Genomic DNA, 13,789 nt, shown 5'->3' with positions numbered 1-13,789 from the left:
GTGTCATTCTCCTTCGTGCGGTCTGGCCTCGTGGCCGGGCTTGCCGTGTGTGCGTCGTGCTTCCTTCATCTCTGCCTCGTGGAGGTGTCGGCGTCCGTCGGCGAGCTCGTCCCGCAACGATTCCTCGTGTGTGCGAAGTCGACGCCAGTACCCGTCGTCGAACTCTTCGACGAGCTGGAACGTCCATCGCCCTTCCACCACGTTTCGACCCACCATGTCATCTTGCAGGCGATCCGCGAGTTCGGTGTGGCCGGCGTCGTGCAGAAGTTGGACGGCCTCGCCGAGTTGTAGGTCGGCGTGGCCGATCAGTTGATGGAACGAATACAGGTAGCCGCGGGCACGCTCGACGGTCTCGAGAGCTTCGGACGCCTTGCCGAGGGCCTGCACGGTCTCGTCGGAGAGCCCCTCCGGTCGCCGGTGTTGCGGGGCGGGGGAGTCGCGGTTGTCGTCGTCCGTCACGTGGCGCTCAAGCTTTCGCGCGTCGGCGGTTGGTGAGGACTCCGACCACCCAGCCGACCACGAAGACGGCGAGAAGCGTGAACCACATCGGCGCCGAGACGTGCATCCAGAAGAGGTTGATCGACGTGTCGGCTCGGTTCTGCAATACGAACACCACCAGTAGGATGGTGAGAATCAGCGCGACCCAGTTGCCCGGCGACACTCGCGCCAGAAGATTTCGACTCGAACTCTTGGCTGTGCTCATCACGATCTCCTCGTTCGGAGGGCTCTCACTCGATTCTAGGTGGCGACTCGCTGACGTCTGCGCGACTGGGCAATACCATTTGCAGAATGGAAAGTCGTCATGTCAGTCAGGTCGTCGAATGTCCGCCGGCGACGTTGTACGACTTCGCTGCCGATCCCGGCAATCTGCCGAAATGGGCGGCCGGTCTGGCGCGTGCCGAGGTCGAGCGCGAAGGTGACACTCTTTTCGTGGAGTCGCCGATGGGCAGAGTGACCGTGCGCTTCACCGCACGTAACGGCCTCGGGGTGCTCGACCACGACGTCACGTTGCCGTCGGGTGCCACGGTGAACAACCCGGTTCGTGTTCTCGCGCACCCGCAGGGCTGCGAAATCGTGTTCACCGTTCGTCAACTCGACATGTCCGACGAAGAGTTCGAACGCGACATCCGGACCGTGGCCGAGGATCTCGATCGACTGAGATCATTAGTGGCCCCGTGAGTGGTTGACGAGTCCCTGGACTCGTGGGCCGCTCACAGGCGCAGCCGCTCTATGTGACGGCGCAGCCTGGTCGCCGCGGGTGACGACGCGCCGCGACCGGAGACCAATGCGATGCTCCGATCGGGAGCGTCCACGAGCGGAATACTGACGATGCCCGGATGGGGCATCTCGGCGTCGGGTAGCAGTGCGATGCCCATGCCATGCGCCACAAGGGAGCGGAGAGTGTCGAATTCCGTGATCTCGAAAGTCACGTCGGGCGTGAATCCCGCATCGGCGCACCAGGAGTCGGTGAGTTGTCGGAGGTGGTAACTCGGCGGGTTCGCGACGAACGATTCCTTCGCCAACTCGGACGCCTTCACCCGGCTTCGCGTCGCCAGATGATGATCGCGAGAGACGGCGAGCCCGACTCGTTGTCGTCCGATCACGGTGGCGGGTAGGCCCTCCGGTGCGGGAATCATCACGGCGAGATCCAGGCGACCCGCTCTGACGAGGTCCGCGAGGCCGTCGCCGTGCGCCTGGACGAGATGCAGACGTACCCGCGGAGCGATGGCGTGGAACTGCGCCAGCATCGTCGGAATGCTGACCGGCCCCAATGTGAGTGGGAAACCGAACCGTGCGAGCCCGGCGTCGGGATCCGCGTTCGCGAGCACGGTGCCGACGGCATCGTTCAAGGCCTGGAGTGGGGCGTGAGCCCGTTCCAGCAGTTCTCGGCCCTGCGGGGTGAGGGCGATCCTCCGCCCGACAGGTGTGAAGAGACTGAGTCCGAGGGTCTTCTCGACGGCACGCAGGCGGCGACTGAGCGACGACTGCGGTACCCCGAGAACTTCGGCCGCCCGGGTGACGTGGCCTTCCTCTGCGACGACGGCGAACGCTGCGAGCAACGGAGCGAGGGCGACCGTTTCAGGACGGAGGCCGCCGCTCGACAACTCATCCATATTCGAATGATAACGCTGTCAATTGCACATTGGACGGATTGTTGCCGTGCGGGTGAGCATGGGCCTCCACCGGAAATCAGGGGGTTTGCCATGTTCGGAAAGCGAAAGTCACCCGGCCCGTCTCGAGAGCAGATCGACGTCGTGCTCGTCGGTGGCGGAATCATGTCGGCCACTCTCGGAGCGATTCTCACGAGGCTGCAGCCGGACTGGTCGATCGTCGTGTACGAGCGTCTCGGCGGACTGGCCGAGGAGAGTTCCGACCCGTGGAACAACGCGGGGACCGGGCATGCCGGCCTGTGCGAACTCAACTACATGCCCGACCCGAAGGACGGATCGAAAGCTGCCGACATCGCGCGGAAGTTCGCACTCTCGCGAGAGTTCTGGAACGCGATGTCGCTCGGGTCCGTGTTCCAGAACCCCACACCGCACATGAACGTGGTGTTCGGCGACCGCGACGTCGCCTACCTTCGTGAGCGTTTCGCGACCCTGGAGACCCTTTCACCGTTCACCGGCGGGATGGAGTTCACCGAGGATCCGGCAACGATTGCGGACTGGGCGCCCTTGCTCATGCGAGGACGAACGTCGCACGAGCCGATGGCTGCCACGAGATCGGAGGCGGGCACCGACGTCGACTTCGGGCGACTCTCCCGAGTGCTGATGGCAACGATGACCACGGCGGACGTGAAGACGCACCACGAGGTGCGAGGGCTGACCCGCGGCGAGGACGGGGCGTGGACGGTGAGCGGGAGCAACCTGTCCACCGGCGCGAAGTTCGCAGTCCGCTCCCGCTTCGTGTTCGTCGGCGCGGGCGGCTACGCCCTGAAACTTCTACAGAAGGCGCGGATTCCGGAAGTGCGTGGGTACGCCGTGTTTCCATTCGGCGCGCAGTTCTTCCGGACCGACAATCCCGACGTTGTCCGCGATCACGACGCAAAGGTGTACAGCCAGGCAGCGCTCGGTGCCCCACCGATGTCGGTGCCCCATCTGGACAAGCGAATCGTGGACGGGCGGAACTTCGTGATGTTCGGGCCCTATGCGACGTTCAGCACGAAGTTGCTGAAACACGGGAAGCTCACCGACCTGTTCACCACCATCCGTCCACGGAACCTTCCCGTTCTCGTGGCGGCCGGCGTCCGGAACCCTTCGCTCGTCGGCTACCTCGTTCGGCAGCTGCTCTCGTCCGAGCGGCGCAAGTTCGCCGAGCTTCGTCGCTTCGTGCCGGACGCGGATTTCGCCGACTGGGACCTGATTCAGGCCGGTCAACGCGCGCAGGTCGTGAAGCCGGATCCACGCGAAGTCGGTGTACTGACATTCGGTACGGAACTCGTCACGGGGGCCGACGGAACCATCGCGGGATTGCTCGGCGCCTCGCCTGGCGCGTCCACCGCTCCGTCGATCATGGTGGAACTGATCGGCAGGTGCTTCCCGGAGCGACGTGAGCAGTGGGCGGATGCGCTGCGCGAACTCATGCCCAGCGCCCCACCCCTGTGAGTGCTCAGAAGTACCAGGGATACGGCTTCCAGTCGGGATCGCGCTTCTCGAGGAAGGAGTCACGCCCCTCGACTGCCTCGTCGGTCATGTAGGCCATGCGGGTGGCTTCGCCGGCGAACAACTGCTGACCGGTGAGACCGTCGTCCTGCAGGTTGAATGCGTACTTGAGCATCCGTTGCGCCTGCGGCGACTTGCCGTTGATCTTGGTGCCCCATTCGATCGCCACGTCCTCGAGCTCGGCATGGTCGACGACCTTGTTCACGGCACCCATTTGATGCATCTCTTCGGCGGTGTAGGTGTCGCCGAGGAAGAAGATCTCACGGGCGAATTTCTGACCGACCATCTTGGCGAGGTACGCGCTGCCGTAGCCGCCGTCGAAGCTGCCGACGTCGGCGTCCGTCTGCTTGAAACGGGCGTGCTCGCGGCTCGCGAGGGTGAGGTCGCAGACGACGTGCAGGCTGTGCCCACCGCCGGCCGCCCAACCGTTGACGAGGCAGATCACCACCTTCGGCATGAATCGGATGAGGCGCTGCACCTCGAGGATGTGGAGTCGTCCCGCGCGAGCACGATCGACGGTGTCCGCAGTCTCGCCGTCTGCGTACTGGTACCCACTTCGTCCGCGAATGCGCTGGTCGCCGCCTGAGCAGAAGGCCCATCCACCGTCCTTGGGGCTGGGGCCGTTTCCGGTCAGCAGCACGGTGCCGACGTCCGACAGCATCCGCGCGTGGTCGAGGACCTCGTACAGTTCGTCCACCGTGTGCGGTCGGAACGCGTTGCGAATCTCCGGTCGATCGAAGGCGATACGCACGATGCCTTCTGTCACGTGTCGGTGATACGTGATGTCCGTGAGATTCTCGAAACCGGGTACTGGGCGCCAGAGCTGAGCATTGAAAGTCACGGGTTCGAGAATAGGCTCTCGCCCCGATTTGCGAACTATGTCGCACGGTCCGCCGAAGCGCCGTGGTTAAGTGCAGGTATGAGCGAGCATACGGTCGGAGCGGTGGAACGGACCGACGGGCAGGATGGTTCGGAGTACGAACATCACGGCGGTTTCCCGAAGTACGAGGCTGCCGATCCGGGTCCGGACTGGCAGAGGTTCGTCGAGGCGATGCGGACACTGCAGGACCTGGCGGTGTCGACGGACCCGCCGCGCGAGGCGCTGGCCGATGCTGCCGACCGGGCGGAGGAGATGGCCGCACTCCTGAAGCCACATGTAGTTCCCGAAGGACAGTCGCCGGCCGGCCGGGTGATGGAGCTGCCGGGGCGTGGCAGCCTCCTGATGCTCCCGTGGACCATCGAGAAGTTCGGTCCCGAAGGCGTACAGAGCCGTGGCGTGTTTCGGCGATACCACCTCGGTGGCAACAGCGCGGCGCACGGCGGAACGCTACCGCTCCTGTTCGACGACCTGATGGGCATGATCGTGCACGCGTACGGACGTCCGATCAGCCGCACTGCCTATCTGCACGTCAACTACCGCGCGGTGACACCACTGAACACCGAACTCACCGTCGAGGGCAGCGTGGATCGGGTCGAGGGTCGCAAGACATACGTGACGGCGCGACTCATGCAGGGCGACAAGCTGCTTGCGGATTGCGATGCTCTGATGCTGCAGCTACTTCCCGGCCAACAGTGAGGCTGCCCGCCTTCGACGAGATCGCCGCGGACGCAGTGGTGGTGAGTATTCCGATGCGGGTGCGGTTTCGCGGAGTCACGACGCGAGAGGCGTTGCTGCTGCGTGGGCCGGCAGGTTGGGGCGAGTTCGCGCCGTTCACCGAATACGAGGACGACGAAGCGGCGAACTGGCTCGCGGCCGGCATCGAGGCCGCCTGGGCAGGTCCACCGTCGCCCCGTCGGAGCTCGGTGCCCATCAATGCAACCGTGCCCGCCGTGGATGCGGCGCAGGTGCCCGACGTGCTCGCACGGTTCGAGGGGGCGCGCACGGCAAAGGTGAAAGTTGCGGAGCCTGGCCGCGATCCGGTCGAGGATATCGAGCGGGTCGCTGCCGTCCGTGCCCGGATCCCGAACGTACGGGTCGATGCCAACGGCGGCTGGTCGGTGGACGAGGCGGTCGAGATGTTGTCCGCACTGACCTCGGACGGGCCACTCGAATACGCCGAACAGCCCTGTGCGTCGGTCGAAGAACTGGTCGAGGTGCGCCGACGGCTACCGGGAGTGAGTATCGCGGCAGACGAAAGCATCAGGCGAGCAGAAGATCCCATGAAGGTGGTGCGCGCAGGGGGTGCCGACGTCGCTGTCGTGAAGGTCGCGCCCCTCGGCGGGATGCGGGCGCTGGTCCACCTTTCGGCGGAGTTGGCGGAGTTCGGCGTTCCGGTCGTCGTGTCCAGTGCGCTGGATACGGCGGTGGGAATCTCGGCCGGGCTGGCAGCGGCCGCAGCGCTTCCCGAGCTCGACATGGCGTGCGGGTTGGGTACCGGCGGCTTGTTCGTGAAAGACGTGACCGAACCACGTATTCCGGTCGGCGGCGAATTCTCAGTCACCAAGGCGGAGCCCGACAGCCGACGTCTCGCGGAACTGGCCGCCGGTCCCGATCGGGTCTCGTGGTGGATGGAGCGCATGCGCCGGTGCCACGAGCGGCTCGAATCTGGAAGTAGTTCACTTTTCGTATAGTGTCCTCCGCGGAACTGATCGATCGGTCAAACGGAGGCATTGAAAGTGGTTGCAGCTCTGAAAGAATCCCTGCTCGACGAGTCACGCGTTCCCGAGGTCGTCTCGGACGTCAATGCTCTGATCGACGCGGAGGTTTCGGACAAGTCGGGAGCTTCCGGCCTGGCGCTGAAGGGTGGCTACGCCGCCGTGAAGAAGGTCGGTCCGTCCATCGTCCCGGACGCCATCGAAGGTCTTCTCCCGGAGTTCGTGGAGAAGCTCGAGCCGTACTGGGCGGATTTCTCCGCCACCGGTGGAGCCTCGTTCGCCGAGTACCTGGTTGCCCGCAAGGACGACGTGTCGAACTCGCTCCTCGGTGTCACCGACTCGCGCATCGAGAACAGCGATCGCGGAGCCGTGAAGAAGGTCTACTCGTCGCTGCGTTCGTCCGCGCAGAAGCACGTCGTCGAGGCGCTGCCGCGCCTGGGTGATCTGGTGCAGAAGTACGCTGCCTGACCAGAACTCGTGCAAGAAGGGGCGCCGACGATGTCGGCGCCCCTTCTTCGTGAGTGTGGTGTCAGGCGGACGCGCGCCCGAATTTCCAGTACCCGGTGAAGGTGATGTGGGACTTGGGGACGTGGCATTCGCCGACGAGGTATCGGCGCAATCCGGTTGCCAGAGCGCTTTCACCGGCGACGAACGCGTAGCAGGTACCGGACGGGAGTTGGGCCTGCTTCACGGTGTCGAGGGCCAGTTCGCCGGGACGTGCGTCGGCGTCGTCGCGGACGAGCCAATGGACGTTCACGTTTTCACCGAGTCCCGAGATCTTCTGGGCGTCGTCGGCGTGCGCAATTTCGAGGAACACCTCGGCGCGAAGGTCCGAGGGCGCCGAGTCCAGGATTCCGACGATGGCGGGTAGCGCGCTTTCCTCTCCCACCAGAAGCTGCCAGTCCGCATCGGGGGCGGGGTTGTAGATCAGCCCCTCGTCGAGGATGGCGACCTCGTCGCCGGCGGATGCCCTGGCCGCCCAGGCGGACGCGGGCCCGAGATCGCCGTGCGCCGCGAAATCGATGTCGATCTCGGTGGTATCGCCGTGGATTCCAGTGCCTGCCGGACGAATCGTGCGAATCGTGTAGTTGCGTACCTCCGGGCGAGTTTCCTTGGACATGAGCTTCCACTGCGCGAACCAGAATCCGCTCGTACTCGTCGGAAGCCGCAAGGCGTCCTGATCCGGCCGTGGAAAGAACATCCTGAACCACTGGTCGAATCCCATCGGGCGCACCGAGTCGAGTTCTTCACCGGCGATGGTGACGCGAATGAAGTTGGGGCTGATGCGTTCGGACGTGACGACCCGCGCCGAGGCGACCTGACGGTTCTCCGGTTTGACGTACTTGCTCATGTGGGCTCCCCCTGATGGAGTGTGATTGTCAGGTAAGCCTAACCATGCTGGGGCTGTCAGGGGTGCGTCGGTCTGTCCAACATCACCGTTCGCGGCGGGAGTCCCCACTCGTTTCGGCCCAATCGACTGAGCGGGGCGAGGGCCGCGAACTCGGGAAGGCCGTCGTCGGCGATCGAATCTCGACGGACCGATACGGCGACCACATCGCCCATGACGACGAACGAGTTGCCGACAGGAACCACCCGCTCGAGAGTGCACTCGATGGAGACCGGCGAATCGGCGACCCTGGGCGGCCGCACGCGCTCGCTCGGTTCGGTCGCCACCCCGAGTTCCGCGAACTCGTCGACCGTGTGGTCGTATGTCGCGGAACTGGCATTGACGACGGACATCAACGATTCCGTGGCCACGTTGATCACGAACTCGCCGGTCGCCTCGATGTTGCGCAGACTGTCCTTGCGAGTGACCGAAGTGAACTGCACGACCGGAGGGTGCGCGCTCGACACCGAGTAGAAGCTGTACGGCGCCAGATTCGCGACACCGTCCTCCGCGACCGTCGACACCCACGCGATGGGCCGCGGCACCACGGACGAGGTCAGCACCTGGTACATCCGATGCGGAGGGAGTTCGTTCGGGTCGAAGACGGTGCGCATGCGTCCATGTTGCCAGTGGTCCCGGTCGCAGGTGCCAGAGCAGGTCGCTCGACGAACTCGGCACCCGATCTGACACTCTTGACAACGTGAATCCGTCCACCGCGCAGGCAACAGCAGTCGTCGACGAACTCGTGCGCGGAGGCGTCCGTGAAGTCGTGCTGTGTCCCGGGTCCCGCAACGCACCGCTCGCTTTCGCACTGGAAGCAGCCGACCGCGAAGGCCGCCTGCGTCTGCACATGCGCATCGACGAGCGGACCGCAGGATTTCTCGCCGTCGGACTCGCCGTCGCAGGTCGCAGGCCCGTTCCGGTGGTCATGACGTCGGGTACCGCCGTGGCCAACCTCGGTCCCGCCGTGCTCGAAGCGAACTACGCACGGCAGCCGCTGGTGGTGCTCAGTGCGAACCGGCCGTACGAGATGCTCGGGACGGGCGCCAACCAGACCATCGAACAGTTGGGGTTGTTCGGTAGTCAGGTGCGAGCGACCATCAGCCTCGGCCTCGCCGAGGACGACGCCGGCCAGAACAGCCAGTGGCGATCGGCAGTGTGCCGGGTGTTGGCTGCCGCGCGCGGCACGCGATCCGGCAATGCGGGTCCTGTCCATTTCGACATCCCGTTGCGTGAACCGTTGGTGCCGGACGTTCATGCCCAGGGCCCTGTTCCAGAGGGTCGGCCCGGCGATGCACCCTGGACCACGACGCAGCACGCGACGCTCGACGTGCCGGTCGATCTCGACATCACGCCCGAGACGGTCGTGGTGTCCGGGCACGGTGCCGCATTGCGCCCCGAACTCGCGGGACTGCCCACGGTCGCGGAACCCACGGCTCCGTTGCACGGGATTCCGCTTCACCCGCTCGCGCTCGCTCAGCTGAAACCGCGCCAGGCGATCATCACGGGCCGTCCCACGCTGCACCGCTCGGTGTCGAAGTTGCTCGCCGACCCCGCTGTCGACGTGTACGCGCTCACCACCGGTCCGCGCTGGCCCGATGTGTCCGGCAACGTCCTCGCCACCGGTACTCGTGCTGTCGTCACCGGTGAGTCGGATCCGGCCTGGCTGGCCAGATGTCGCACGCTGTCCGAGCATGCGGACAAGGCGGTTCGTGGTCAGCTGGCAGCACACCCGGCCGCGACCGGACTGCACGTGGCGTCCGTCGTCATGGACTCGCTCGGCGCCGGCGATCAGCTGCTTCTCGGCGCATCGAACCCGGTGCGGGATGCGGCCCTGGTCAGCTATCCGGCCCCGGATGTTCGGGTGCTGTCCAACCGTGGGGTCGCCGGAATCGACGGCACCGTCTCGTCCGCTGTGGGTGCGGCACTGGCCTACGAGGAGGGCCGCACGGTCGCTTTGCTGGGTGATCTGACCTTCTTGCACGACGCATCCGGATTGCTCATCGGAACGGGAGAACCTCGACCCCGCGATCTGACGATCGTGGTCGCCAACGACGACGGCGGCGGCATCTTCGAGCTTCTCGAGCAGGGGGATCCCCAGTATGCGGGCGTGTTCGAGCGGGTGTTCGGCACCCCGCACGGGATGGACCTGGCGGCGCTGTGCGCGGCGTACCGGATCGAACATCACGCCGTCGACCTGTCCGGACTCTCCTCGAAGTTGACGACGTCCGCGGAGGGCATCAGAGTTCTCGAGGTGACGACGGAACGCGCCGGACTTCGTGAACTGCATGCCGCCGTGCGAGCGCAGCTGTGAACGCGCGCGTCACGCGGCGGGTGATGCGCGGCGTGGCCGTCACCGCGATCACGATCTCGGTGCTGTCCGTGCTGCTGGTGGTGGCCGCCTGGCGCAACGACCGCACCATCGAATCCGACATGGGTACCGCGACCGGAGAGGTCTTGTCGGCCGGGTCGCTTCGGTCGGCGATCTCCTTCGTCACTCCGGACGGTGTCACGCACAACCCGGAGCTCGGCGTTCTGTACCCCACCCGCCTCACCGTGGGGCAGCTCATCGACGTCCAGTACGCGCGGAGCGACCCGGATCTCGTCCGGGTGGCCGGCCGTGACGCGAGCGTCGCCATCGTTCCGGCTCTTTCGGTGATCGTGGTGACGTGGCTGATCGCGGGACCGTTGATCTGGTACCTACGCAGAGGAGGGGCGGGCCGACGCGGGGTGGAAGGACAGTCCGGAGTTTCCCGGAACTTCGCCTCCTCGTAACGGTGTTATCGCTGCCCCGATCCTGGCTGCTGTCACGCTGATACGCGTGAGAGTAGCCATCGTTGCGGAGTCGTTCCTTCCGAGCATGAACGGGGTTACCAATTCGGTGCTCCGAGTTCTCGAACACCTCGACCGATCAGGGCACGAGGCCATGGTCGTCGCGCCGGACACGGTGAGCGGACTTCCGCCCGCCCCGAGCGAGCACGACGGAGTGCCCATCCACCGAGTTCCGGCCATCATGGTCCCGAAGGTGAGTTCTCTGCCTGTCGGGTTGCCGCAGCCGGGTCTCACCGCGCAACTGCGCGCCTTCGATCCCGACGTGGTGCACCTCGCATCACCGTTCCTCCTCGGTGCCGGCGGCCTCGGTGCAGCGCACCGTCTCGACGTCCCGACCGTTGCCGTGTATCAGACCGACGTCGCCGGCTTCGCCGAAAGCTACGGGCTGGGTATCACCACCCGCGCCGCGTGGGCGTGGACGCGCAGACTGCACAAGGGCTGCACCCGAACCCTCGCCCCGTCCACCTCTGCGGTGGATGCGCTGGCCACGCACGGCATCCCGCGTGTCCACAAGTGGGGCCGGGGGGTGGAGACCACCCGTTTCGCTCCTTCCCGACGCAGTGAGCCGCTGCGCCGGAGCTGGCTGCGCGGGAGCGACAAGTTGGTCGTCGGATTCGTCGGCCGGCTCGCACCGGAGAAGCACGTCGAGCGGCTGGCGGCAGTGGCGTCGGATCCCCGCATCCAACTGGTGATCGTGGGTGAGGGCCCGGACCGTGCTGCTCTGCAGGAGGCGATGCCCGATGCCGTGTTCACCGGCCAGTTGGGCGGCATCGAGCTCGCGGAGGCCTATGCCAGCCTCGACGTGTTCGTGCACCCCGGTGAGCACGAAACCTTCTGCCAGGCCGTGCAGGAAGCGCTGTCGAGTGGCGTACCGGTGATCGGTCCCGACGCCGGTGGACCCCGCGATCTCGTCTCGCACTGCCGAAACGGGTACCTCCTGCCCGTGGACCGTTTCGTCGAACTCCTGCCCAGTGCCGTCGAAGCACTCGACGACCGTTGGATGCGTGGCCGCTTCGGTGAGTCCGCTCGGCAGTCGGTGTTGCACCGCACCTGGCCGGCACTCTGTGACGAACTGGTGCGGCACTACGTGGACGTGACGGGACGCCCGATTCTCGAAGAGGGATGGGCGGCCTGAACTTCCGTATTCGCGCCGTCGATCTATCCCGGCGGGCTTGGTAGCGTTTCGGGCGTGGCAACTACACACGGTTCACGCGCCTCCCTCGAGAAGGACCCACGCGAGGTGGCTTCCATGTTCGACGGGGTCGCCGAGCGATACGACCTCACCAACATCGTTCTGTCCTTCGGGCAGGACCGCAGCTGGCGGAAGGCGACGCGATCCGCGCTGGCGCTGAAGCCAGGGGAGCGGGTGCTCGATCTGGCAGCCGGTACCGGAGTGTCCACCGTGGAACTGGGGCGTTCGGGTGCCTGGTGTGTGGCCACCGACTTCTCCAAGGGCATGTTGAAGGCCGGCGCCGGTCGGGACGTGCCGATGGTTGCCGGTGACGCCATGCATCTGCCCTACGCGGACGGCGTGTTCGACGCGGCCACCATTTCGTTCGGACTGCGCAACGTCGCGGATTTCGACGCGGGGCTACGTGAGATCGCCCGTGTCACCAGACCGGGCGGCCGGCTGGCGGTGAGCGAGTTCTCCACCCCCGTATTCGGGCCGTTCCGCACCGTGTACATGGAGTACCTCATGAAGGCTCTGCCACGTGTGGCGCGTGCCGTCAGCAGCAATCCCGATGCCTACGTCTACCTCGCCGAGTCGATCCGAGAGTGGCCGACTCAGGAACAGTTGGCCCGTCGCATCGAGGCCGCCGGCTGGAGCAACGTGCAGTGGCGAAACCTCACCGGCGGAATCGTGGCTCTGCATCGCGCCACGAGGTAGGCGCCTCCGGCGCCTGTGAGCGGTTGACGAGTCCAGGGACTCGGCCGCTCACAGGGGTCATCCGAACATCGGTCGAGAGTCCGCCTTGCGGGACACCGCACCCGATGCGCGCCACGCGCGGGCGGTGAGGTCGGCGTCCTCGTCGGTCACGAGGTTGCCCATGACCCGCACTGCGATCGTCATCAACGCCCGTGAACGCATCGCGACCGGCCCGGACGCCGGGAGTATCCGGGGCACCGTGAGCAGCCCGGCGAGGCGGCGCGCGATGGAGAACGCGCGGCCGTAGTGGTCGCGCAGAACCGTCGGCCACACCAGTGTCAGATCGTCCTCGTCGAGAAGTTCTGCCACCAGGCGGCCGCCTTCCAGCCCGTAGTCGATGCCTTCTCCGTTGAGCGGATTCACGCAGGCCGCGGCATCTCCGATGACGGCCCAGTTTCGTCCCGCGACGTTCGACACCGCGCCGCCCATCGGCAGGAGGGCGGACGCAACGTCGCGCAGCTCCGACTCCCAACGCCAATCTTCCTGGCGCTGGGTTCGATACAGGTCGAGGAGGGGTCGGAGGGCTCCCGCCGCAGGGCGCTTCGAGGTGGCCAACGTGCCCACACCGATGTTCACGTCCCCGGTGCCGAGCGGGAAGATCCACCCGTAACCAGCTTGCAGCGTGCCCTTGGCGTCCCGAAGTTCCAGGTGCGAGGTGATCCACGGGTCGTCACTTCGGGGAGTCGAGATGTAGGCACGCGCGGCGACGCCGAATGCGGTGTCCCTGTGCCACTCGCGGCCCAGCGTCTTCCCGAGCGTGGAGCGAACGCCGTCGGCGATGATCAGCGTTCGACACCGAACCGTCTTCTCACCGTCCGCCGTCCGAAAACGGACGGCGCTCACGCGGTCCCCGGTTCGTTCGATGTCCACAGCCTTCGCGTTCTGCGCCATCACTGCGCCGGACTCCACCGCTGTCGCCCTGATCCGGTCGTCGAGCTCGGTTCGCGGAACCGCGCTACCCACGGACGGCAGCGAACCACCGGGCCATTCGAGCTCCAGTTCCTGGCCGAACCCGCTCAGACGCAGACCTCGATTGGCGGCTTTGGACCGCACCCAGTCGCCGAGTCCGAGTCGATCCAGTTCCGCCACGGCGCGCGGGGTGAGTCCGTCGCCACACGTCTTGTCACGAGGGAACGTGGCCGAATCGGCGAGTACTGTCGTCCGGCCCTTACGGGCCGCCCATGCCGCGGCCGACGAACCTGCAGGTCCTGCGCCGATCACGAGCACATCGGTCGACTCGGGCAACGACTGTTCGGTGAAGGATCGATCATCTGCGGCCACGTCCACATCCTGTCAGCTCCGGGGGACACGGGTCGTCCGCTGGGTCGAACGGCGGGCGAGCGGCTAGGTTCACTACGGTATGAACCAAGCCGTCACTGACGACAG

Annotated in this window: 16 protein-coding genes; 9 read left to right on the top strand and 7 right to left on the bottom strand. The window is 65.9% G+C overall.

Going from position 1 to position 13,789, the window contains the following annotated elements:
- Positions 1-3: 3 nt before the first annotated feature.
- Positions 4-459 carry a hypothetical protein gene (locus ACZI8R_RS07995; protein WP_463379044.1) on the bottom strand — a complete coding sequence of 152 codons (456 nt, stop codon included), beginning with the start codon at positions 457-459 and terminating at the stop codon, positions 4-6.
- A gap of 7 nt (positions 460-466) precedes the next feature.
- Positions 467-703: a LapA family protein gene (locus ACZI8R_RS07990; RefSeq protein ID WP_463379043.1), complete on the bottom strand. Its 237-nt coding sequence runs from the start codon at positions 701-703 to the stop codon at positions 467-469.
- Between the two features lie 86 nt (positions 704-789).
- Between ACZI8R_RS07990 and ACZI8R_RS07985 the strand changes: the two genes are divergently transcribed.
- The gene (locus ACZI8R_RS07985; protein WP_463379042.1) at positions 790-1,179 is read left to right on the top strand and encodes an SRPBCC family protein; all 390 of its coding nucleotides are present in this window, start codon (positions 790-792) and stop codon (positions 1,177-1,179) included.
- A 32-nt stretch (positions 1,180-1,211) separates the two neighbouring features.
- On the opposite strand, the gene ACZI8R_RS07980 is transcribed toward ACZI8R_RS07985, so the two are convergent.
- Entirely contained in the window at positions 1,212-2,114 is a 903-nt protein-coding gene (locus ACZI8R_RS07980; RefSeq protein ID WP_463379041.1) for a LysR family transcriptional regulator, read from the bottom strand.
- 90 nt (positions 2,115-2,204) lie between these two features.
- Between ACZI8R_RS07980 and mqo the strand changes: the two genes are divergently transcribed.
- Positions 2,205-3,605, top strand: coding sequence for a malate dehydrogenase (quinone) (gene mqo / locus ACZI8R_RS07975; protein ID WP_463379040.1), 1,401 nt, complete (start codon positions 2,205-2,207; stop codon positions 3,603-3,605).
- Positions 3,606-3,609: 4 nt separating this feature from the next.
- On the opposite strand, the gene ACZI8R_RS07970 is transcribed toward mqo, so the two are convergent.
- On the bottom strand, positions 3,610-4,503 hold the full coding sequence (locus tag ACZI8R_RS07970; RefSeq protein WP_463379039.1) for a 1,4-dihydroxy-2-naphthoyl-CoA synthase: 894 nt from the start codon (positions 4,501-4,503) through the stop codon (positions 3,610-3,612).
- A 78-nt stretch (positions 4,504-4,581) separates the two neighbouring features.
- Here ACZI8R_RS07970 and ACZI8R_RS07965 point away from each other — a divergent pair, with 78 nt between their 5' ends.
- Genes ACZI8R_RS07965 through ACZI8R_RS07955 form a run of 3 tightly spaced genes read left to right on the top strand, consistent with a single transcriptional unit; the run spans position 4,582 to position 6,725 of the window.
- Positions 4,582-5,238 carry a PaaI family thioesterase gene (locus ACZI8R_RS07965; protein WP_463379038.1) on the top strand — a complete coding sequence of 219 codons (657 nt, stop codon included), beginning with the start codon at positions 4,582-4,584 and terminating at the stop codon, positions 5,236-5,238.
- The gene (locus ACZI8R_RS07960; RefSeq protein ID WP_463379037.1) at positions 5,235-6,233 is read left to right on the top strand and encodes an o-succinylbenzoate synthase; all 999 of its coding nucleotides are present in this window, start codon (positions 5,235-5,237) and stop codon (positions 6,231-6,233) included. The genes ACZI8R_RS07965 and ACZI8R_RS07960 overlap by 4 nt, the downstream gene beginning before the upstream one ends.
- 45 nt (positions 6,234-6,278) lie before the next feature.
- Positions 6,279-6,725, top strand: a complete 447-nt coding sequence (locus ACZI8R_RS07955) for a DUF6918 family protein (protein ID WP_463379036.1) — start codon at positions 6,279-6,281, stop codon at positions 6,723-6,725.
- A 61-nt stretch (positions 6,726-6,786) separates the two neighbouring features.
- Here the strand turns inward: ACZI8R_RS07955 and ACZI8R_RS07950 are convergent, their stop codons facing one another.
- Positions 6,787-7,608: a siderophore-interacting protein gene (locus ACZI8R_RS07950; RefSeq protein WP_463379035.1), complete on the bottom strand. Its 822-nt coding sequence runs from the start codon at positions 7,606-7,608 to the stop codon at positions 6,787-6,789.
- Positions 7,609-7,664: 56 nt separating this feature from the next.
- On the bottom strand, positions 7,665-8,258 hold the full coding sequence (locus ACZI8R_RS07945) for a flavin reductase family protein (RefSeq protein ID WP_463379034.1): 594 nt from the start codon (positions 8,256-8,258) through the stop codon (positions 7,665-7,667).
- Between the two features lie 86 nt (positions 8,259-8,344).
- Here ACZI8R_RS07945 and menD point away from each other — a divergent pair, with 86 nt between their 5' ends.
- From menD to ACZI8R_RS07925, 4 genes are read left to right on the top strand one after another with little or no spacing between them, the layout of a single operon-like run.
- The gene (gene menD, locus ACZI8R_RS07940) at positions 8,345-9,958 is read left to right on the top strand and encodes a 2-succinyl-5-enolpyruvyl-6-hydroxy-3-cyclohexene-1-carboxylic-acid synthase (RefSeq protein WP_463379033.1); all 1,614 of its coding nucleotides are present in this window, start codon (positions 8,345-8,347) and stop codon (positions 9,956-9,958) included.
- Entirely contained in the window at positions 9,955-10,419 is a 465-nt protein-coding gene (locus ACZI8R_RS07935) for a DUF3592 domain-containing protein (protein ID WP_463379032.1), read from the top strand. Before menD ends, ACZI8R_RS07935 begins: the two co-directional genes overlap by 4 nt.
- Positions 10,420-10,465: 46 nt before the next feature.
- A complete protein-coding gene (locus ACZI8R_RS07930) occupies positions 10,466-11,611 on the top strand; it encodes a glycosyltransferase family 4 protein (RefSeq protein ID WP_463379031.1) in 1,146 nt (381 codons plus the stop codon).
- Between the two features lie 54 nt (positions 11,612-11,665).
- A complete protein-coding gene (locus ACZI8R_RS07925) occupies positions 11,666-12,364 on the top strand; it encodes a demethylmenaquinone methyltransferase (RefSeq protein WP_463379030.1) in 699 nt (232 codons plus the stop codon).
- A 57-nt stretch (positions 12,365-12,421) separates the two neighbouring features.
- On the opposite strand, the gene ACZI8R_RS07920 is transcribed toward ACZI8R_RS07925, so the two are convergent.
- The gene (locus ACZI8R_RS07920) at positions 12,422-13,684 is read right to left on the bottom strand and encodes a geranylgeranyl reductase family protein (RefSeq protein WP_463379029.1); all 1,263 of its coding nucleotides are present in this window, start codon (positions 13,682-13,684) and stop codon (positions 12,422-12,424) included.
- Between the last annotated feature and the right edge of the window lie 105 nt (positions 13,685-13,789).

The organism is Rhodococcus huquni, assembly GCF_055231055.1.
This window is presented reverse-complemented; position numbering and strand designations above follow the sequence as displayed.